The organism is Bradyrhizobium sp. LTSPM299 (assembly GCF_000938235.1).
GTDB lineage: Bacteria > Pseudomonadota > Alphaproteobacteria > Rhizobiales > Xanthobacteraceae > Bradyrhizobium.
Genome location: NZ_JYMU01000098.1, coordinates 1 through 19,586 on the forward strand (window position 1 = coordinate 1; position 19,586 = coordinate 19,586).

A 19,586-nucleotide genomic window follows, 5' to 3' on the forward strand; every position below is an offset into this window, starting at 1 on the left:
CCGACGGCTCGCCCGCACCCGGTGCAAATAGCCGTAAATGTAAAGCTTCAGCAGGTCGCCCGGCGCATAGGGCGGCCGACCCAGTTCCTCGGCCGCAGCCTTCGAAAATCCCAACTCCGCAAGAGCCAGCGTATCTACAAACGCATCGATCACCCGAACCGGATCGTCGCGCCCCACCACCTCGTCCAGAACCTCAGGAAAAAGCGTCGTTTGATACCGCGACTGGCCCGTCACATGCGCCATCATAACCTCGAATCAAAGCCCGATCCCGACAACAATAGCCGATCAGGTTTTCACACAGCCTGCTTCGCCGGGACGACACGGAATATGTTGCATGTTCTGTGAATCACACGCCCGCGTTCTCGCGACGTGATTTGTCCGAGCTTTTCATTTCGTTTCGCCCTCTCTCGAAACAGAGGGCGCAGGGAAAGCCGGGTGCACGCTGCACCCGCGGTCTCGTGTGTAATGGTAGAAAGAGAATCGCACACGAGCATACAGGTCCAGCGGAGGCACTCCGGCTTTCCCTGCGCGATGGTTTACGGCTTATACGTGCTCACCCCGGCGAGACTGGGCTTTGTTGTCACCGTCTTCAGCAAGAGACCTAAGCCTCTTGCCAAGGAGACACCAACCACTAGGGCGTCAGGCCTGCACGACTTCACAGTCCCCTTGATGCGCACTCGTCAGTTGCGCAATCCGCGTCCACCGCATCCCACCGCGCGTTCGTGACGTGCGCTCGCCCCTCAATCGGGTGGGACGAGGACATCTATACACTGGTTTTCTATTTCGATAAACCGAAATATTTTTACGGTCGGAGCTTGACAGGTTTTTGCTGAGTTGCCCGACGGGTCAGTTTGTCGCACCTCCCTGTCATTCCGGGGCGACGCGCAGCGTCGAGCCCGGAAACCATTTCACCACGTAATCTGCGGCCCGATGGATTCTCAGATGCGCAATTGCGCATCGTAGTTCTCGCTTCGCGAGCCCCGGAATGACGAGAGAGAGGGAGAGCTCAACCCCGCGCCCACAATTGCCTTGTCAAAACGCCCACCTTGCCCTCGATCGCCTCGGCGGCATCGAGGCACATGTCCTCGCGATAACGCGAGCCGACGATCTGGACGCCGACCGGCAACCCGTCATGCAATCCGACAGGCACCACGGCCGCGGGCAGCCCCAGCACGTTGATCGACGAAATGAAGCGGAGGTCATTCCAGAACAAGTCCTTGACGCGTTGATCGCCGCCGAGATCCGCATTGACCTCGGGCGTCCGCCGGACCGTGGTTGGCATCAGCACCAGCGGGTACTGCTCGAGGAAGACCATCCAGTTCCTGATGTGGCGCGACCGTTCGGCGATCGCCTTCATGTAGCCGGCTTGGTCAAGCGGGTTTGCCAGCGCCATGAAGCCGTGGAAGGTCTTCTGGAAGTCGGCGCTGCTCGTCGCCAGCATCTGGTCCTGTTGCAGGATCCGGGTTTCGGTCATGATCAGGTCGCACCAGAGTTGCCAGACCTTGTTGAGATCGGGGACCTCGACCTCACTGACCGCATAGCCGGCATCCGCCAGATGGTCGGCCGCCTTGCGCTGGAGTGCGATCACCCCGCGATCGGTCTCCATGTCGCCGGGGATCTTTGCGAGCGCGACCTTGATCGGCGCTGCGGGCTTCGGTCCCTGCAGCGGCACCGGCACAAACCAGGGATCGCGCGGGTCGCGCTGCGCCATCACCTCGAGGCCGAGGCGGACGTCTGCGACATGGCGCGTCAACGGCCCTTGCGACGACATGAACTGCGCCATCAGCGGCCGCTCCGCGGTCGCGCTTGGATTGAACGCCGGGATGCGGCCCTGGGTCGGCTTGATGGTGGCGATGCCGTTGCAGTGGGCCGGCCAGCGCAACGAGCCGCCGATGTCATTGCCATGCGCGATGGTGCCGATGCCGGCGGCGATCGACGCGCCGGCGCCGCCCGAGGAGCCGCCGCACGTCACGTCCGCATTCCAGGGATTGCGCGTCAAGCCGTGCAGCGGGTTGTCGGTGAAGCCGCGCAGCGAGAATTCCGGCGTGTTGGTCAGGCCGATGATGATGGCTCCGGCCTTTTTGAGATTGGCCGTCACAGGCGCGTCGCCCGGCGCGATATTGTCCTTGAACGCCACCACCCCATTCGAGTTGGCCTGGCCCTCGACGTCGATATTGATCTTGATCGTAACAGGCACGCCGTGCAGCGCGCCGACGTCGCTGCCCTCGCGCTTGGTCCTGGCCAGCGCCTCGTCCGCGGCCTTCGCCGCCTTCAGTGCAGCGTCGCCGAGGTCGACGACAACAGCGTTCAGCGCGGGGTTGGCCTCGCGCTTGCGGTCAAGATGCGCGCGGACAACCTGCTCCGACGTTACGTCGCCTGTCCGGATCGCTTTGGCCGTGTCCACGGCGGACCATTGCCAGATGGGTGCTTTCGTCATGTGTGTTCCTCTCGTGACGCTGTTGGTTCGTGAGATTGGTTCAGTCGCGCGGATCAATCGGCGTCAACGCCGGCGCGCGTGCCTCGATCACTTCGGCGGCCGCAAGACAGACGTCCTCGCGGAAGCGGCCGGCTATCACCTGCACGCCGACCGTCGCGTCGCCGGCAATTCCTGTCGGCACGACAACCGATGGAAAACCGAGCGTGGGGATGGCGAGCAGCGGCCGCTGCGCGTCGAGCAGCGCACGCACCACCGTCGCATCTTCCTGATCCTGGTCGAAGCGGAACGGCAGTTGCGCCGACACCGGCAGGATCAGGACGGGGTATTTCTCCTGGAAGAGCTGCCAGGCCCGCACGATGGCGAGCCGCTGCTCAAAGCAGGCGAGCACCTGATCGCCGTCGAGTTCAGGCGCATAGGCGACGTGGCAATCCAGATTGTAGCGGCTCTTGTCGTCGCCAAACTTGCGGATCGCGGGGGCGAGCGTGCGCCGTTCCTCGTTGATGACGAGGCGATGCCAGAGATCGGCGGCATCCGTGAGCCGTGGCGGCGGCGTTTCCTCCACGGCAAAGCCGGCTTCCGCGAGCCAGCGTCCGGCGGCTCTGACCGCGGCGCTCACCTCGGGTGCCTCGTCGCCGAACGGCGCTGGCGCAATCGCAACACCGATCGGCCGCTTGAGCGGCGGACCCTGCAAGGGCACCGGCAGCCATGTGCCGTCGCGCGCGTCCGGCTGCGCCATCGCGGCAAGGCCGATGCGCAGGTCGGCAACCGAGCGGGCGAGCGGCCCCTGCACCGACATCATCTGCGCGGTGATAGGACGATCTGATGTTGCCGATGGATTGAACGAGGGAATCCGCCCCGGGGTCGGACGCAAGCCGGCGACACCGCAGGCGTAGGCGGGGTAGCGGATCGAGCCGCCGAAATCGTTGCCATGCGCGATCGCGCCGATGCCGGCGGCGACTGCGGACGCCGCGCCACCGCTCGAGCCACCCGGCGTCAGCCTCCGGCTCCACGGATTGTAGGTTGCGCCGTGCAAATCGTTGTTGGTGAACCAGCGGTGCGAGAAAGCCGGCGTATTGGTGCGGCCGACGATGACGGCGCCCGCCTTGCGGACATTCGCGACCACCGGGCTGTCCTCGGTCGCGATGATGTCGCGGAATGCGAAGACGCCGTTGGTGGTGGCGTGGCCGCGCTGGTCGACATTGACCTTAATCGTTACCGGCACGCCGTGCAGCGGCCCGAGATCTGCGCCCGACTTCACTGCGGCATCCGCCATGTCAGCCGTTGCCAGCGCTTCATCCGCCAGTACCTCGACGACGGCGTTCAATGCCGGATTCACTTGCGCGATGCGATCGAGGCTGGACTGCACGGCTTCGCGACTCGAAATCGCCCGCATTGCAACTGCGCGCGCCAGATCGACGGCCGACCAACTCCACAATTCGTTCTCGCGCCGTGTACTCATTGCTGCTTCCTCCAATACGCGTTGCCTCTCAATCGAGCCGCAACGGCTCGCTGAAGACCGGCCGATCAATGCCCCGGTCGGTCGCGGGAACGACGACCGCTTCGGCGCTGAGCACATGGTCGAGCATCACGCGCCGGGCGCGCGCGGCATTGCCCGAGCGGAACGCGCTCATCAGGCGCTTGTGGAAGTCGATGTTCTCACAAGTAAAGCTCGCCGCGAATTCCTGCACGCCGGACCTGCCGATCAGATGACGGATGGCCTCATTGACGAACCGGCACACCAGCCCGAGCAGCGGATTCGGGCAGGCCTCGATCAGGATGTCATGGAAATCGATCTCGGCATGGCGATGATGCTCCCAGTCGGCATCGCCGCCGGGGTGGTGCTCCTGCACGGCAATCGCCTTGTCGAGCGCGGCGAAATGCGCTGGCGTGAGATGGCCGACCACGCTGAAGGCGAGCTCCGGCTCGATCAGCCGGCGGATCTGGTAGATCTGCGCGGCGCTGACGGACTGGAAATAGAAGTAGTTGCTGAGCAGGCCGACGATCCGGTTGATCGACACCGGCGCCACGCGTGCGCCGCCTCCCGGGCCGGTGGTGTTCTGCACCAGACCCTGCACCTCCAGCGATTTGAGCGCCTCGCGGATGGTCGAGCGGCTGCAGCCGAACATCTCGATCAGCTCGGGCTCCTGCGGCAGCCGATCGTCGGGCTTCAGTCCCGCCTGGAAGATATGGCTGCGGATCAGATCGGCGACGGCGTCCGACCGCTTGCGCTTGATCGACGCGCGGCGGGAGGGGTCGATGTCCCTAAACTCCGGTTTATCCATTTTATCATCATAAATAGATCAGCCGCCGCTTGGCAAGGCCCTCCTCGCTCGTCATGGGTCGCGCAAACCGGGACGTCGAGTAAGGTGAGCACATCAGTCAGGCTCCCTCTCCCCTTGCGGGAGAGGGTGGGGAGAGGGGTGGCCGCGGGAGAGATGATTGATGCGAGCATCGGTCGCGCAAATTCGAGTGTCGGACACGCACAGATCTAAAGACCACCCGTGTGGTACCCCTCTCCCCAACCCTCCCCCGCAAGGGGGGAGGGAGCCGTTCCAGCGATGCCCTCCTCACGCTGACGACGGAGGCATGGCTCGCCCTCACGATTTCGCAGTTCTAATTCGCCTCCTGCTGCGCCTCGAGGCTGCGGCTGTAGCGCGACATTGCAAAGCAGAACACGAAGTAGATCACGCCGACGAAGACGTAGACCTCGACGCTGAAGGACTGCCAGGCCGGATCGACAATCGCGGTCTTCGCGGTCGTCAGCAGGTCGAAGATACCGATGATCAGGACCAGGCTGGTGTCCTTGAAGAAGGCGATGAAGGTGTTGACCAGCGGCGGGATGACATGGCGGATCGCCTGCGGCAGCACGATCAGCGCGTTCTTCTGCCAGTAGGACAGCCCGATCGCATCCGCAGCCTCATATTGCCCTTGCGGCACCGCCTGCAGGCCGCCGCGCACCACTTCTGCAAGATAGGCACCGGCGTAGAGAATGAAGGCGATCTGCGCCCGCAGCAGTTTGTCGATGTTGACGCCGTCGGGCATGAACAACGGAAACATCACGCTTGCCATGAACAGCAGGCTGATCAACGGCACGCCGCGGATCAGCTCGACATAGAGCACGCAGAGCGAGCGGATCGCCGGCAGTTTTGAGCGGCGGCCGAGTGCGACCAGGATTCCGAGCGGAAAGCCGAAGGCGAGCCCGAAGGTTGCCAGGATCAGCGTCACCGGCAAGCCGCCCCAGCGGTCCTGCGTGACGAAGGACATTCCGAGAATACCGCCCCACATCAGGAGTCCGATTGCAACCAGCGCCGCGGCCCAGAACAGGATCAGCTCCTTGCGCCAGAAGCTGCGGCGGCTCGAGACGGCGAACAACGCGATGAAGATGGCAACCGCGAGCGCCGGCCGCCACTGCTCGTCGAACGGATAGGTGCCGAACAGGATGAAGCGGTACTTTTCAGGGATCACCGCCCAGCAGGCGCCGAGACCGTGCACCGCGCGGCACGCGCTGGTATCGCTGCCGGAGACGGTCCAGACCGCATTGGCGACACCCCATTGCCAGAGGCTGACGCAGGCCTTGCCGAGCACGGCCAGCATCAGCAGCGTCGCGATGCTCGAAGGGATCGAGGGGAACAGATTGGCGCGCACCAACGCGATGATCTGGCCGCCCAGCGTCCGCGGCGCGCGCGACCGGCTGATCGGCAGCGGATCCTGCGGGACGTGCGCGATGGAGCTCATCTCAGCGCTCCACCAGCGCGATCCGCGCATTGTACCAGTTCATGAAGAAACTGATCCCGAGGCTGATGGTGAGGAACACCATCATGATCAGCGCGATCGACTCGATCGCCTGTCCGGTCTGGTTCAGCGTGGTGTTGGCGATCGAGACGATGTCCTGGTAACCGACCGCGACCGCGAGCGAAGAGTTCTTGGTCAGGTTCAAATACTGGCTCGTCATCGGCGGGATGATGACGCGCAGCGCCTGCGGCAACACGATGTGTTGCAGCACGAAGCCGCGTTTCAGCCCCAGCGCCTTGGCAGCATCCGATTGCCCGCGCGGCACCGCCTGGATGCCGCTGCGCACGATCTCGGCGATGAACGCCGAAGTGTAGGTGACGAGCGCGATCAGCAGCGCGAAATATTCCGGCGCCAGGGTCGAGCCACCGACGAAATTGAAGCCGCGCAGCTCGGGAAATTCGATGCCCCAGCTCGCGCCCGCGAGATACGACACCAGCACGGGCAGCACGACCACAACGCCGAGCGCATAGGGCCAGGCCGGCCGCGCCTTGCCGTCCAGCATCTGCTGGCCGATCAGGCGACGCCTGACCAGATAAAGGACAATCAATCCTGCAACGAGTGCGAGGATCGTCCACCAATTGGCCTCTTGCAACGGGACCGACGGAATGATGAGACCGCGATTCGACAGGAACACGCCCTCGACCGGTTGCCAGGCCTGCCGCGCCGCCGGCAACCCCTGCATCAGCACGTACCAGAACAGCAGCTGCAGCAGGATCGGCAGGTCGCGCAGCACCTCGACATAGACGGCCGCGAGCCGCGACAGCAGCCAGTTCGACGATAGCCGCGCGATCCCGACCAGCGTGCCGATCACGGTCGCGAGCACGATGCCGATCACGGCGACGCGCAGCGTATTGACGAGGCCGACGAGGAGGGCGCGCAGATAGGTGTTCTTGGGGCTGTAGTCGATCCAGCTGTCGGCGATCGGCATCCCGGCTTCACGGCCGAGGAAGGCGAAGCCGGTCGAGATGCGGCGCACCGAGAGATTATGGACGGCGTTCGACCACAGCCAGGCGACGATTGCGACCGCGATGCCGACCACCACGATCTGCCAGAACAGGCCGACGATGCGCGGATCATCAAGCGACAAGCGCCAGGGCCGCGTGGGAGGAGGTTTCGGCGTCGATGTCGTCACAGCACAAGGATCCCCGGGAAACGATCGCAAGAGCGTTTTCGAGCGAAGTGGATACCGGTTCGCGTGAAGAAAACGCGTCAAAAATTGGACTGCGCACTTCATATGTTGCATCAAATTGCGATTTATGCAACATATGTTTCATGGCCCAGGTTCAGCCGAAACCATCGCCCCTCAACGAATTGTGCAGCGCGCTGCCGTCGCTGCCTATGCGGTTGCAGGAGGTTGGTCGTTTTGTCGCAGCCAATGATTACGACGCCACCACGCGCTCGATGCGCGACCTCGCCTCCGTCGCCGGCGCCGATCCCGCGTCCTTCACCCGTCTTGCCAAGGCGCTGGGTTATTCCGGCTGGGATGAACTGCGCGCCGCGCTCACCGAGGCGCGCCGGCCCGCGCAGGTGTCGCCGTTCTCCGGCCGCGCCAAAAGCCGCCGCGCCGGGCCGAATGCCGATGTCACGCTGGTCAACGAAAAACTGGAGGCCGAAGCTGCCGGCCTTGCGCGCATCTCGTCGAGCGCGATTGCCGAGGCCGCGCGTGCATTGCACAGCGCAAACCGAATCTGGATATCAGGCTTTCGCAGCTGCCGCAGCGTCGCGGAACTGTTGACCTACCAGCTCCGCCTGTTCCGCCCCGATGCGGTGCAACTGGTCGGTGGCTCCGGCCCGTTCGATCTCGACCACGGCGCCTTCCGCGCCGATGACGCCGTGGTCGTGCTCGGCTTCGCGCCCTACACCACCGTCAGCGTCGACACGGCGCGCGCGGCTCATCAGGCCCGCGCCAAGCTGATCGCGATATCAGATACGATCAGCGCGCCGATGGCCGAGGGTGCAGATCATTTGCTGCTGTTCGAGGCTGCCGCCTCGCCCGGCTTCTTCCCGAGCCTGACCGGCGCGATCGCGATCGCGCAGTCGCTGGCTGCCGTCGCCTTCACGCTGGGCGGCGCGGGCGCAAAACGCAAGCTGGAACAGACCGAGGGCCGGTTGGCCGAGATGTCGCAATATTTTGTCGAGAAAGGATGAAGGTCATGGCCGCCCCCAAGAGCCGCGTGATGCATCGAAGCCTGCGCGAGACCCCGCCAAAGGCAATTGGCGGCGACGGTGTCTGGCTGATCGCCGAGGACGGCCGCCGCATCTTGGATTCCTCCGGCGGCGCCGCGGTGTCCTGCCTCGGCCATCAGCATCCGCGGGTGCTCGCCGCGATCGCAAAGCAGGCCTCGACACTGGCCTATGCCCACACCGGTTTCTTCTCGTCGGCACCGGCGGAAGAACTCGCCGAGCGGCTGGTCGGCCATGAGCCCGGCGGACTGGCGTATGCGTATTTCGTCAGCGGCGGCTCGGAGGCGATCGAGGCCTCGATCAAGCTGGCGCGGCAATATTTCATCGAGCGCGGCGAGTCCAAGCGCGCGCGCTTCATCGCACGGCGCCAGAGCTATCACGGCAATACGCTGGGCGCGTTGTCGGCCGGCGGCAATGCCTGGCGCCGCGAGCCCTATGCGCCGCTGCTGTCGCCGGCGTTCAGCCATGTCACCCCGGCGTTCGCCTATCACGAGAAGCATGACGATGAATCCGAGGCCGGATTTGTGGCGCGGCTGGCGGCGGACCTTGAAGCCGAATTCCAGCGGCTCGGCCCCGACACCGTCGCAGCCTTCATCGCCGAGCCCGTGGTCGGCGCCACCGCCGGCGCCGTGACGGCGCCGGAAGGTTACTTCAAGGCGGTGCGTGAGATCTGCAATCGCCACGGCGCGCTCTTGATCCTCGACGAGGTCATGTGCGGCATGGGCCGCACCGGCACGTTGCATGCCTGGGAGCAGGAAGGCATTTCGCCCGACATCCAGGCGATCGCCAAGGGTCTCGGCGGCGGCTACCAGCCGATCGGCGCGATGCTCGCCAGCGGCAGCATCGTCGACACCGTGCGCAACGGCTCCGGCGCGTTCCAGCACGGCCATACCTATCTGGCGCATCCGCTGGCCTGCGCCGCCGCGCTCGAAGTGCAAAAGATCATCAGCGACGAGAAGCTGCTCGACCAGGTGAAAGAGCGTGGCAGGCAGCTCGAGCAGCGGCTCGTCGAGCGCTTCGGCAATCACCGCCATGTCGGCGACATCAGGGGCCGTGGTCTGTTCTGGGGCATCGAGCTGGTCGCCGACCGAGCCACGCGGCAGCCGTTCGATCCCAAACTGAAATTGCATGCGCGGATCAAGTCCGCGGCCTTTGCGGGCGGGCTCGCCTGCTACCCGTCCGGCGGCACCGCCGACGGCCAGAGCGGCGACCATGTGCTGCTCGCCCCGCCCTATATCGCAACAACAGGCGATATCGACATGATCGTCGAACGGCTCGGCGTTGCCGTCGACAGCGCGTTGAAAGATATTGGTCACTAGGAGAAGAGTACAATGTACAGGGGCATTATCACGGCAACTTTGCTCGTCGCCGGCGTATCAAGCGCCACCGCGGCGACGCTCGACACGGTCAAGCAGCGCGGCACCTTGGCGTGCGGCGTCAGCGCCGGTTTTGCTGGTTTTTCGGCACCGGACTCGCAAGGCAATTACAAGGGGCTCGACGTCGACTATTGCCGCGCGCTTGCCGCCGGCGTGCTCGGCGACGCCAGCAAGGTGCGCTACGTCGCACTCACCGCGCAGAACCGCTTCACAGCGGTGCAGTCCGGCGAGATCGACGTGCTCTATCGCAACTCGACGCAAACCTATCTGCGCGGCACCACGCTCGGCCTGCGCCAGGGCCCGGTCAATTTCTACGACGGCCAGGGTTTTGTGGTGAAGAAGGACACCGGCGTGAAGGACCTCAAGGGCCTCAACGGCGCCACCGTCTGCGTCGCGCAGGGCACCACGCATGAGGTGACGCTCGGCGATTACGGCCGCGCCAACGGCATCGACTGGAAGCCGCTGGTGTTCGACCGCGTCGACACCATGTACCAGACCTTCTTCGGCGGCCGTTGCGATGCGATGACCCAGGACGCCTCAGCGCTCGCCGGCGCGGTCGCCACCGCGGCGCCGAAGGCCGACGACTATGTCGTGCTGCCGCAGACCATCAGCAAGGAGCCGCTCGGCCCGTTCACCCGCAACGGCGACGAGGTCTGGAGCGACATCATCACCTCGCTGCATTACGGCCTGGTCGAGGCCGAAGAACTCGGCGTCACCCAAGCCAATGCCGACGAGATGACGAAGTCGCAGGTGCCTGCGATCCAGCGCCTGCTCGGCGTATCAGGCGATCTCGGCTCGCGGCTCGGCCTCGACAACAAATGGCTGGTTGGGGCGATCAAGGCCGGCGGCAATTACGGCGAAATCTTCGAGCGCAATGTCGGCAAGGCAAGCCCGCTGAAGCTCGAGCGCGGCCTCAACGGCACCTGGAGCAAGGGCGGCCTGATGTACGCCATTCCGTTCAAGTAGTGTTCTTTGCCTCGCCCCGCTTGCGGGGAGAGGTCGGATTGCATTGCCAGATGCAATCCGGGTGAGGGGGAGCCTCCGCATAGCCTCCTCTCACCTGTTACGACGACAGAGCCCCTCACCCCAACCCTCTCCCCGTGAAGAACGGGGAGAGGGAGAAGAAGCACCAACCATGCGCATCACCCTGATCCACGCCCTGAAACACTCGATCGTTCCGATCGAAGCGGCGTTCGCAAGATTGTGGCCGCAGGCGCGGCTGATGAACCTGCTCGACGACTCGCTCTCGGCCGACCTCGCCAGCGAGGGCAAGCTCACCGCGCGCATGACCGAGCGTTTTCTCACCATGGCCCGCTATGCGGCCTCGACCGGCGCCGACGGCATCCTGTTCACCTGCTCCGCGTTCGGTCCCTGCATCGAAGCGGTGGCGCGCGAGCACGCGCCGATGCCGGTGCTGAAGCCGAACGAGGCGATGATCGAACAGGCGGTCGCCAAGGGGAAGAAGATCGGCCTGCTCTCGACCTTCCCGCCGACGCTGATCTCGATGCCGCCGGAGTTCCCGTCGTCGGTCCAGCTGGTACCAAAACTCGCCGAGGGCGCGCTGGCCGCGCTCGACCGCGGCGACCGCGTCGAGCACGACCGCATCGTGGTGGAGGCCTCCAAGGACCTGCGCGACTGCGATCTGATCGCACTCGCGCAGTACAGCATGGCGCCCGCGGCCGAACGCGTCGCCGAGGTCACGGGAAAGCCGGTGCTGACGACGCCGGATAGTGCGGTTAAGAAATTGAGGGCGATGCTCGGGGTCGGTTAGGGATTGCGCGGCGCTCGATTCGGCAAACCTTGTGAACCACATCACACATCCGGCCGGCGATCGAATGTACCATTGAGGCCAGGGGCGCACGCTTAATTCGATCGACAACGCTAAAGCACCGAGCGCACCAACGGCACACCCTTAGTGGTCTGTCCAATGGAGCGCGCATGGTCGATCCATCAACAGCAAAGCGGCTCGTCCGGGTCATCATTGACAATTTGCCGAAGCCCGTAGGCGCGAGGCGGCCGGTTCACACGCTCGGCATCGGCGTGAAGGGCGAATTCGTGGCGTCGGATGTGGCGCGCACATATTGCATCGCAGAGCACTTCAACGGAAAGCCTGTCGACGCTTCGGTCAGATTCTCCAACGGATTGGGGGGGCCGGACCGGCACGATGGATGGTCCGATGTCCGGGGAATGGCTGTCCGTTTTCACCTGTCGGACGGGTTGGGGAGCGACCTGATCGCCACGACGCTCGGCGAATTCTTCGTCCGCAATGTCGATGACTTTTTCGAATTCTCCGAGATCGCGAAGCTCGCGCCGTATCAAAGAGAGAGCTGGTGGCGCAAGCTTGGCGACCTTCTTCAGCTTAAGGTGCCGCGGCGCAACCCGTACCCGAGCGAAACCAGGAGTGTCGATGCGGGAGCGCTCCAATATGCCGACATGCACCGGTTCGCCCAGCTTGGCGTATTTCAGGTCGGCCTGATCGGAGCGCCGGTGAGTTATGCCCGCGCCCCCTATCACGCCGTCCACACCTTCTGGGTGACGGCACCCGATGGAGTTCGTCGGCCCGTTCGCTTTTCCTGGCAGCCGGTCGCTGGCGTTTGCAACACCGCCCCCACGGACGAGCTGCGCGATGACTATCTGCGCGCGGAGCTTAAAGACCGCCTGCGGCGGTGGCCGGCCCGGTTCATGCTCATGATGATGATCGGCGAAGCGGGCGATGCGTTCGACGATTGCACAAAACCTTGGCCGGGAACACGAACCCGGATCGCGATGGGGACCCTGACGCTGACCAAGGTGGCCGACGATCAGGAAAAGGACGGCGAACGCATCAGCTTCAATCCCAACCGTCTCGCGCCCGGCATCGACCCCTCCGAGGATCCGATCCTCAAGGCCCGCTTGGGCGCCTACGAAGCCTCGCGTGAAATGCGCGGCGGGTGTCCCTTCAAGTGGAGGCCGGACAATGCCAAGTGACGGAGGTTTGCTCGATCGCTTTGTGGACTGGCTGCCCACGACCATTTTCTTCAAGCGCGCAGCGTCGTGGATTCTGGTGCCCATATGGGCGCACAAGACGCCGGTGAAGCCTCTGCCCGGCGGTCCCCATCCGTCGTTCGAGCACGGTGACAATGTCCAGTGCATGATGAATCTGATCATGCCGCTCAAGGTCAAGTCGCCGATCGGACGGGCCGAAGCCGCGCTGGCAATCGCGCAAAACAAGGACGCGATCTATGCCGGATTGAACAATGTCGGCACCGTACATTTCGCGCGCTTCGTCATCGTCGGCGACAACATCTGCATGTTCTCCGTTTATGACGGGGATTTCACCAATTACATTCGTGACTTCATCGCCACGATCGGCAGCGTGTTCAATGCCGTCGTGTCACTCGTCGAAGACGGACATGACGTGATCCCTTGCGAGAAGAATGTCGACGCCTTCATCCAATGGGTGCACGAGCGCGACATGTACCAGGTGCCGGACACCGCCACTGATTTTTTGAGAGACCAGGAAGCCTTGAACGGCGACACGGCTATGTCTGGCAATCATGACGACCTGACGCTGCTTCCGCGCAAACTGGTCCTCCAGCTCCGCGCCAATCCGAACGTTTCGCTCGGCAACGGCTACAGAGCCTATCCCGGATTTTCGGCGGCTCAGGTCCGCGAACGATTGAAGTTAGGCTGGTGAGCGCCATGATCAACTTGGCTGATCTGCAGGGCAATATCTTGCGTGGCTACACCAACAAGCCGCACGTGCGCTACCTCATCCTGGAAGTCGCCGATCCCGGAGCGGCCCGGCGCTGGCTCGCAGCCTCGACGTCCGGCCGCAGCGACGGTGTTCCGCAGATCACGAACGGAGACTGGGGGGCAAGCAAGCCGGACACCTGTTTCAACATTGGCCTGACCTACGAGGGATTGCGCGTCCTCGGCACGCCGAGCGCTTCGCTCGAGATGTTCCCCAACGAATTCGTCGAAGGCATGACCGCCCGCGCCTTGAAGCTGGGGGATGTCGGGCCGAGCGCGCCCGCAAACTGGCCGGCTCCCTTCGACCAGCCGAAGCGGATCCATCTCATCGCGACGATCTACGCCGAGCAGGCCGAACAGCTGGACGACGTCCAGAAGCGCGCCCTCGCCGACACCAGCGCCGTCAAACTGGTCGGCACCCGCGAGGGCTGCAGCTTCCCCGATGATCGCGTGCACTTCGGCTACCGCGACAACATCATGCAACCAAGGTTCGAGGGCGTTCATGACGCGGATCGCTATGACGACGGACAACCCAAGGCTCCGCTCGGCACCGTATTGCTGGGGCATCGGACCAACCTGGAAGATTTGAAGTGGCGGGTTCCAGAGCCCGAAGAGCTGGGACACAACGGCACCTTCAACGCCTTTCGCGTGTTGAAGCAGGACGTCGCCGGCTTCGAGGCGTATCTCGATCAGGCCGCCGACGAATTGCTCAAGCAGCCGCAAGCCGTCAGCGAATTGCTGCCGCCCGGCGCCGAAGCGAAAATCGGCGAAGTCTTCTCGATCGAAGGCGTGACGCCTCGTAGTGCCTTGCGCGAGATCGTCGCCGCCAATTTGTGCGGCCGATGGCGCAATGGCACACCGATGGCCCTCTCGGCGGACGTGCCTGATCCCAATCTGGCTAAGGCGGCGAATTTCGACTACGTCGGCGAGTCCCGTTGCCCCTATGGAGCCCATATCCGCCGGAGCAACCCGCGCGGCGGAAAGATCGTGCAACGGGTGGCGAACAACAGCCGGCGCCTTGTCCGGCGAGGCGTGCCCTATGGACCAGCCTATGATCGGACGCAGCCGCGCCAACCCGAACCGGAGCGCGGCCTGCTGGGCAACTTCATAGGGGCAAACCTTGGCGCCCAGTTCGAGGCGATGTCCTGCGATTGGCTGAACCTTGGCCTGCAGGATCCGCGCCTCACCGGATCCAACGATGCCATCACGGGTGCCAACGGCACCGACAGCAGCTGGTTCGACTTGCCGCTCAAATCCGGCAGCACGATCCGGCTGCGCGGATTGCCGCGATTTGTCTCGACGCAGGGCGGCGCCTATGCGTTCCTGCCGAGCCTCCGGGCGATCCGCTATTTGGGATCGCTGACGACGTAAGTAAGCCAAACAGGCCGAGGGCCATTGATGCTGGCGCCGCAGCGGCACGGAGCGTAACGCTGTCACGTTCTCATGCCGATCTGCGCCAAGGCACCAGCATCGACACCCGATCCTTGTAGCGTCGATATTCGTCCCCGAAGAGGTCAGCCAGATCACGTTCCTCCAGCAGAGCCCCCACCACGATGTACGCCGTGGTGACAGCCGCAAACAGCAGATGTCCGACCGTCATGGTCGGCGTCACCCAGAACGCGATGATGAAGCCGAGATAAATCGGATGCCGCACGAATTTGTAATAGAGCGGAGTGCGAAAACGCGGCACCGGCATTGGCTGGCCGGTGAGATTATTGACGACCTGGTGCAAACCGAACAGCTCGAAATGGTTGATCAGGAAGGTGCTGGTCAGCACGATCAGCCAACCGATGAACGAAAGCCCGGTCACCGCCGCTGAGACCTGGGGGTTCTCAATGTGCCAAACCACATTCGGCAACGGCCGCCACTGCCAGAACAGCAGGATCAACGCCAGGCTTGCGAACAGCACATAGGTACTACGTTCGATTGGTTTGGGCACGTACTGCGTCCACCATTCCTTGAACGGCCTGCGAGCCATGACGCTGTGCTGAATCGCAAACAGCGACATCAGCAAGACATTGATGACAAGCGCCGCCGACGTCGAGGCTGACGTGCCATCGTCGATGGTCTTCGGCACCAGCAGGTCTGATACGAAGCCAATGGCGTAAAGGAAGGTGACGAAGAACACGGCGTAACTGATTAATCCGTAGAGAAATGCGATCAAGCGACCCATGAGAGTTTCCTTTCTCGCTAAAAGCAGATATCGCGCTGCCTGAACGCGGTCTGACGTAGCTCTGCACCGAGCACATGTTGTGCAATCAGATGAGCGACATCCGTGGCGTGGGTCGCGATCATGAAATGCGCGGCGCCGTCAATCGTCGCCAGGGCCGCCTGGTCGATACATTCGCTCAGCATCGCGTTGGCGCGCTGCATCGCTGGATGACTTGCACTGCCTCGGGCGACCAAGACAGGCATCCGGATAGCCGCCAGCAGTGCCGCCGATAGCGGAAAGCCGTACGCACTTGCCCAATCGACGATATTGACGGGTGTCGTCCGCTCGGCGTAGGCGCAAACCCGCGGTGGCCAGGAGGCAAAGGTGCCGGGGCCACCATAGAAGTCTATCATTGCTGCGATCGCTCCGGCGTTTCCACTCGCGAAACCAGCGAAATATGCTTCGGTCATGTCCCGGAATAACCCGTAGTACCGATCCTCTCCTTGCGTTCGCAACAGCTCAATTGCCGGTGCTTCCAGGATCACAAGGCTCGACAGCGGGACTTGACTGCGGAGCGCAACAGCAAGAGCCACCAGGCCGCCAAAGGAATGGCCAACCAGATGGACGGGGCCACCAGCCTTTCGAACGACCGACTCCAGCACTTCGGCTTCGTGGGAAATGCAGGGATCGGAAGCGGTACGTCGTTCGAGGGTGCCGCCGTAGCCCAGCAGGCTCGTGGTGACGCAGCGAAACCGGCTGCTCAGCTCCGCGACAATCGGGCGCCACGCGGCGCCGGTGCTGCATGAGCCCGGTACAAGTACAATTGTCGAGCCGGTGCCACACTCATCGTAATCGATACATCCGGAGACTTCCTCGATCATGTCCGTACTCCCCGATCTGACGCGCGGCTCGCCTTCCGAAACGTTGCCCTCAAATGAGATCGGCTAGCATGCCGGCGGCGCGGACCGCGCCGTCGGTTTCAACCGACCTGAAGCGCACCGAGGCCTGCAACACCGCAACCATGGCGTCGGCGATCATGTCCGGCGTCGACGTCGCAAACTCCATGCGTCGTCCAGCGCCGTAGCGGTCGAGACGATGGGCGACGTGAAAATTCTGCTCAAAATGGTTCTTTAGCGGAAAATAGATGAAGGGCGTTCCCGCGGCAGTGAGTTCCATGCATGTCGTCAGGCCGCCCTGAACCAGAGCCAGATCACATGCCGCGAGGTGGCGGTCGAGATTCGGCACGAAGGCGCGGAGTTCGACGCCCGCCGGTGCATTGAACGATTCCAGGTCAATACGCGGACCGGCCACCACGATCATGCGCAATTCGGGCCGACTGATGCGAGCCATCGGGTAACTCTGCAGGATGCGCCGGATCAAATGTGTGCCGACGCCGGACCCGCCGACCGTGACGATGCAGACACGCTCGTCGGGCCTATAGCCCAGCAACCGTCGCAGTTCTTCACGATCGCCGAAGTTCCGGGGATGCTCGCCGATGATGTAGCCTGCGAAGTCGAAATGCCGGGGCACCCAATCGCGCATCGCCGGCAAATCTCTGCCGAACGAGCGCGGGATGATGTCCTGCGGCTCGCCGACGAAAATCGCGCGATCGCGAACACCGGGATGGCGCTCGATATGCTCGATCATCTCGGCGTTGTAGTCGGCGCTCAGGAAGGCCTCGTGCTCTCCGCCGGAAGGCATCGGCAGGAACCCGACGAAGTCGGTGAACCAGGCGAGCGCGGCCTTCTTTAGCTCCGGATGCTCGTGCCAGTAATGGTCGATGTCCCAGGCTTCATCGGCGATGACGAGATCGTAGCCGTCCTGATCGACGGCATCCTGGAAGATCATGAAGTTCGCAATCAGCACTTCATCCATTCGGCGGATAGCCTGGAAGGCATGCAGATCGTGTTCGCCCGATTCCAGCTCGATGTGCCGCGACTCGCTTGCAAGCCGCGCGCTCAAGGGATGGACGTGCTCGCCGTTTGCTTCAAGCAGGCGCGTCACCGGGTCCTGGGCAAGCCAGTCGACCTGCAGGTCCGGATGCAGTTTGCGCAATTCCCGCGTGATGGCGATGTCGCGGCGCCCGTGCCCGAGGCCGATGGGCGAAGAGAGATAGAGCACTCGCTTCGATTTGCCGGTTCGAGTGGCTCGGGTTTTCGCAGCGCCGACGCCGAGCTTGCGATCGAGGAAGTCAGCAATAAGGGCGTTGCACTTGGCCGGAAAACGTCCCATCGGATTGTGACCGCCGCCGGGAATCGTCACCAGCTCGGCACCGATGACATCCGCGACCAATTGCGCGCGGGCATAAGGTTGAATGCGGTCTTCCTCGCCGTGAATCATCAGTACGGGACAGCGTATCTTGCGATACATCGCTTCGCTGACATCAAACGCCGGCAGGATCGTGCGCGCTTCCACCGTCTTGGCCAGCACCGGGCCGGTGGTATCGCCCGCCCAGTCGACACCATCCTCGATCTGCTTGGTCGAGTGCTTTTCGGAAAAGATATTGCGAACGAAATATTCGGCAAAATCGGGATAGTTCGAAAGCCAGTAGGCACGGTTGTATTTGTCCCAGCCCTCGAACCGCTTGTGCTTCGCATGGAAGTGGTCCGGCCCTGCATAGGGATAGCTCGGCCCGATGCTTGCTGAAGTACCGGCCAATATCACAGCCTTGACGCGATCGGCGTGGTGCGCGGCCAATATGCAGGCCAGCAAGCCGGCAAAGGAAAGCCCAACGACGATAGCCTTGCCCGCATCGGTCGCATCCATGACCGCAAGCGCATCGGCCACGTAATTGTCCAGGGAGTAAGCCGCCACATCCTCCGGCCGACCGGATTTGCCATTGCCGCGACCGTCGAACGCGATGCAGCGGAAGCGTTCGCTGAAATAGGGCAGCTGCGCCTTGTAGACCCGCGAGTGGACGATACTCCAGGGGGGCAGGAAGACGATGGTCTCGGGGCCAGCGCCGTAGATCTCGTAATATAGCGTTACGCCGTCGCGCTCGACAAACCCTTCCTGGTCCGGAAGTTTGGCACGCATGACGTCACCTATCTCGTCGATGAACTGCCTTCTGCAATACGAATAAGATCGCCGAAGCGCCGCAACGCCCGGCGCACGGGGATGCCTTTCTTCTCGAGACCGAGAAGATAATGGCTCTCTGCGCCGATAAACGCGTTGGCAACCAGGGCAGCGACCTCCTCGGCCGAAAAGGGGCCGAGGCCACCGAACTCACGTTCGGCTCGCCGCGCAAGACCAGTGATGAGATCGAGCCACCCCATGATTCCGGCGCGGATCACCTTGGCCACCGGTGCATCGGCCCAGCTTGCAGCGATCAATTCCTGCAGAACGCGCACATAGCCGGAGGCAATGTCGTCGTCGAGATAATCGCATGCCCGGTCCCATTGCTCGGAGAGCTTGAGTGTGGCTTCGCCGAACAGAGCGGCCTGGCGATCAAGCAGTTGCGAGTTGAGGTATTCGAAGAGCGCCAGCAGCATCCCCTGCTTGGAGCCGAAGTGATAGTGAATCTGGCTGAGCGGCACGCCTGCGGCCGCAGCCACATCCCGCGTTGATAGCTTCGAATAGCCGTTCTCGCGCAAGACTTTCTTGGCCGCCTCAAGGACGATTGTGCCGGTCTCTGCCTTTACTGCCAATGCACGCGCCATCCGAGCCTCTACTGACGGCCGGTGCTTCCGGTCGCCGGATCATTCTTGTTCATCTGAAATCCCTCGCGCGCGCATTCGGAGTCGGCCATGCCAAGGTTTCGTCCGAAATGTAATTCGGTCGACCGACCGATGTCAAGTCGAAAGTAATGTTTGAACCATCCCCGTGATGTCCGGTTCGGGAGCATTCGCGTCGATAAACTCGCTGCAAACGACCTCGCCTTCGTCAAACCGGCGACAATTCGAATTTGGCTACG

17 protein-coding genes are annotated in these 19,586 nt (G+C 63.2%); 7 read left to right on the forward strand and 10 right to left on the reverse strand.

Annotated features, from left to right (window positions below; genetic code table 11):
- From UP10_RS40625 to UP10_RS40650, 6 genes are all read right to left on the reverse strand, one after another.
- Nucleotides 1-243: transposase (locus UP10_RS40625; RefSeq protein WP_502692175.1), on the reverse strand; the 243-nt coding region annotated here is incomplete at its 3' end.
- Nucleotides 244-1,006: 763 nt separating this feature from the next.
- Nucleotides 1,007-2,437, reverse strand: coding sequence for an amidase family protein (locus tag UP10_RS40630; protein ID WP_044592769.1), 1,431 nt, complete (start codon nucleotides 2,435-2,437; stop codon nucleotides 1,007-1,009).
- Nucleotides 2,438-2,477: 40 nt separating this feature from the next.
- Nucleotides 2,478-3,896 (reverse strand): amidase family protein, encoded by a 1,419-nt coding sequence (locus UP10_RS40635; RefSeq protein WP_044592770.1) that lies wholly within the window; start codon nucleotides 3,894-3,896, stop codon nucleotides 2,478-2,480.
- 28 nt (nucleotides 3,897-3,924) lie between these two features.
- Nucleotides 3,925-4,719 (reverse strand): FadR/GntR family transcriptional regulator, encoded by a 795-nt coding sequence (locus tag UP10_RS40640; protein WP_044592771.1) that lies wholly within the window; start codon nucleotides 4,717-4,719, stop codon nucleotides 3,925-3,927.
- A gap of 331 nt (nucleotides 4,720-5,050) precedes the next feature.
- Nucleotides 5,051-6,172: an amino acid ABC transporter permease gene (locus UP10_RS40645; RefSeq protein ID WP_044592772.1), complete on the reverse strand. Its 1,122-nt coding sequence runs from the start codon at nucleotides 6,170-6,172 to the stop codon at nucleotides 5,051-5,053.
- A gap of 1 nt (nucleotide 6,173) precedes the next feature.
- Entirely contained in the window at nucleotides 6,174-7,361 is a 1,188-nt protein-coding gene (locus UP10_RS40650; RefSeq protein WP_044592773.1) for an amino acid ABC transporter permease, read from the reverse strand.
- A gap of 140 nt (nucleotides 7,362-7,501) precedes the next feature.
- Here UP10_RS40650 and UP10_RS40655 point away from each other — a divergent pair, with 140 nt between their 5' ends.
- The 7 genes from UP10_RS40655 to UP10_RS40685 all read left to right on the forward strand — a co-directional run bounded on the left by UP10_RS40655 (nucleotide 7,502) and on the right by UP10_RS40685 (nucleotide 14,892).
- Entirely contained in the window at nucleotides 7,502-8,377 is an 876-nt protein-coding gene (locus UP10_RS40655) for a MurR/RpiR family transcriptional regulator (protein ID WP_044592774.1), read from the forward strand.
- A gap of 5 nt (nucleotides 8,378-8,382) precedes the next feature.
- Complete coding sequence (locus UP10_RS40660; RefSeq protein WP_044592896.1) at nucleotides 8,383-9,732, forward strand: aspartate aminotransferase family protein; 1,350 nt, start codon at nucleotides 8,383-8,385, stop codon at nucleotides 9,730-9,732.
- 12 nt (nucleotides 9,733-9,744) lie between these two features.
- Entirely contained in the window at nucleotides 9,745-10,755 is a 1,011-nt protein-coding gene (locus UP10_RS40665) for an amino acid ABC transporter substrate-binding protein (RefSeq protein ID WP_044592775.1), read from the forward strand.
- A gap of 169 nt (nucleotides 10,756-10,924) precedes the next feature.
- Nucleotides 10,925-11,560: an aspartate/glutamate racemase family protein gene (locus tag UP10_RS40670; RefSeq protein WP_044592776.1), complete on the forward strand. Its 636-nt coding sequence runs from the start codon at nucleotides 10,925-10,927 to the stop codon at nucleotides 11,558-11,560.
- A gap of 167 nt (nucleotides 11,561-11,727) precedes the next feature.
- Entirely contained in the window at nucleotides 11,728-12,756 is a 1,029-nt protein-coding gene (locus UP10_RS40675; protein ID WP_044592777.1) for a catalase, read from the forward strand.
- Nucleotides 12,746-13,465 (forward strand): hypothetical protein, encoded by a 720-nt coding sequence (locus UP10_RS40680; protein WP_156180759.1) that lies wholly within the window; start codon nucleotides 12,746-12,748, stop codon nucleotides 13,463-13,465. Before UP10_RS40675 ends, UP10_RS40680 begins: the two co-directional genes overlap by 11 nt.
- 5 nt (nucleotides 13,466-13,470) lie before the next feature.
- On the forward strand, nucleotides 13,471-14,892 hold the full coding sequence (locus UP10_RS40685; protein ID WP_044592779.1) for a Dyp-type peroxidase: 1,422 nt from the start codon (nucleotides 13,471-13,473) through the stop codon (nucleotides 14,890-14,892).
- A 70-nt stretch (nucleotides 14,893-14,962) separates the two neighbouring features.
- Here the strand turns inward: UP10_RS40685 and mddA are convergent, their stop codons facing one another.
- From mddA to UP10_RS40705, 4 genes are read right to left on the reverse strand one after another with little or no spacing between them, the layout of a single operon-like run.
- Nucleotides 14,963-15,694 (reverse strand): methanethiol S-methyltransferase, encoded by a 732-nt coding sequence (gene mddA / locus UP10_RS40690; protein WP_044592780.1) that lies wholly within the window; start codon nucleotides 15,692-15,694, stop codon nucleotides 14,963-14,965.
- Between the two features lie 17 nt (nucleotides 15,695-15,711).
- Nucleotides 15,712-16,554 (reverse strand): alpha/beta fold hydrolase, encoded by an 843-nt coding sequence (locus tag UP10_RS40695; protein WP_044592781.1) that lies wholly within the window; start codon nucleotides 16,552-16,554, stop codon nucleotides 15,712-15,714.
- A gap of 49 nt (nucleotides 16,555-16,603) precedes the next feature.
- Nucleotides 16,604-18,709, reverse strand: a complete 2,106-nt coding sequence (locus tag UP10_RS40700; RefSeq protein ID WP_044592782.1) for an alpha/beta hydrolase — start codon at nucleotides 18,707-18,709, stop codon at nucleotides 16,604-16,606.
- 8 nt (nucleotides 18,710-18,717) lie between these two features.
- Nucleotides 18,718-19,332: a TetR/AcrR family transcriptional regulator gene (locus UP10_RS40705; RefSeq protein WP_044592783.1), complete on the reverse strand. Its 615-nt coding sequence runs from the start codon at nucleotides 19,330-19,332 to the stop codon at nucleotides 18,718-18,720.
- Nucleotides 19,333-19,586: the final 254 nt, after the last annotated feature.

Coding starts and splice junctions, on each gene's coding strand:
- UP10_RS40660 (WP_044592896.1), top strand. CDS start 8,383: ATGGCCGCCCCCAAGAGCCGCGTGATGCATCGAAGCCTGCGCGAGACC.
- UP10_RS40665 (WP_044592775.1), top strand. CDS start 9,745: ATGTACAGGGGCATTATCACGGCAACTTTGCTCGTCGCCGGCGTATCA.
- UP10_RS40700 (WP_044592782.1), bottom strand. CDS start 18,709: ATGCGTGCCAAACTTCCGGACCAGGAAGGGTTTGTCGAGCGCGACGGC.
- UP10_RS40640 (WP_044592771.1), bottom strand. CDS start 4,719: ATGGATAAACCGGAGTTTAGGGACATCGACCCCTCCCGCCGCGCGTCG.
- UP10_RS40680 (WP_156180759.1), top strand. CDS start 12,746: ATGCCAAGTGACGGAGGTTTGCTCGATCGCTTTGTGGACTGGCTGCCC.
- UP10_RS40705 (WP_044592783.1), bottom strand. CDS start 19,332: ATGGCGCGTGCATTGGCAGTAAAGGCAGAGACCGGCACAATCGTCCTT.
- UP10_RS40635 (WP_044592770.1), bottom strand. CDS start 3,896: ATGAGTACACGGCGCGAGAACGAATTGTGGAGTTGGTCGGCCGTCGAT.
- UP10_RS40630 (WP_044592769.1), bottom strand. CDS start 2,437: ATGACGAAAGCACCCATCTGGCAATGGTCCGCCGTGGACACGGCCAAA.
- UP10_RS40645 (WP_044592772.1), bottom strand. CDS start 6,172: ATGAGCTCCATCGCGCACGTCCCGCAGGATCCGCTGCCGATCAGCCGG.
- UP10_RS40670 (WP_044592776.1), top strand. CDS start 10,925: ATGCGCATCACCCTGATCCACGCCCTGAAACACTCGATCGTTCCGATC.
- UP10_RS40655 (WP_044592774.1), top strand. CDS start 7,502: ATGGCCCAGGTTCAGCCGAAACCATCGCCCCTCAACGAATTGTGCAGC.
- UP10_RS40675 (WP_044592777.1), top strand. CDS start 11,728: ATGGTCGATCCATCAACAGCAAAGCGGCTCGTCCGGGTCATCATTGAC.
- mddA (WP_044592780.1), bottom strand. CDS start 15,694: ATGGGTCGCTTGATCGCATTTCTCTACGGATTAATCAGTTACGCCGTG.
- UP10_RS40695 (WP_044592781.1), bottom strand. CDS start 16,554: ATGATCGAGGAAGTCTCCGGATGTATCGATTACGATGAGTGTGGCACC.
- UP10_RS40685 (WP_044592779.1), top strand. CDS start 13,471: ATGATCAACTTGGCTGATCTGCAGGGCAATATCTTGCGTGGCTACACC.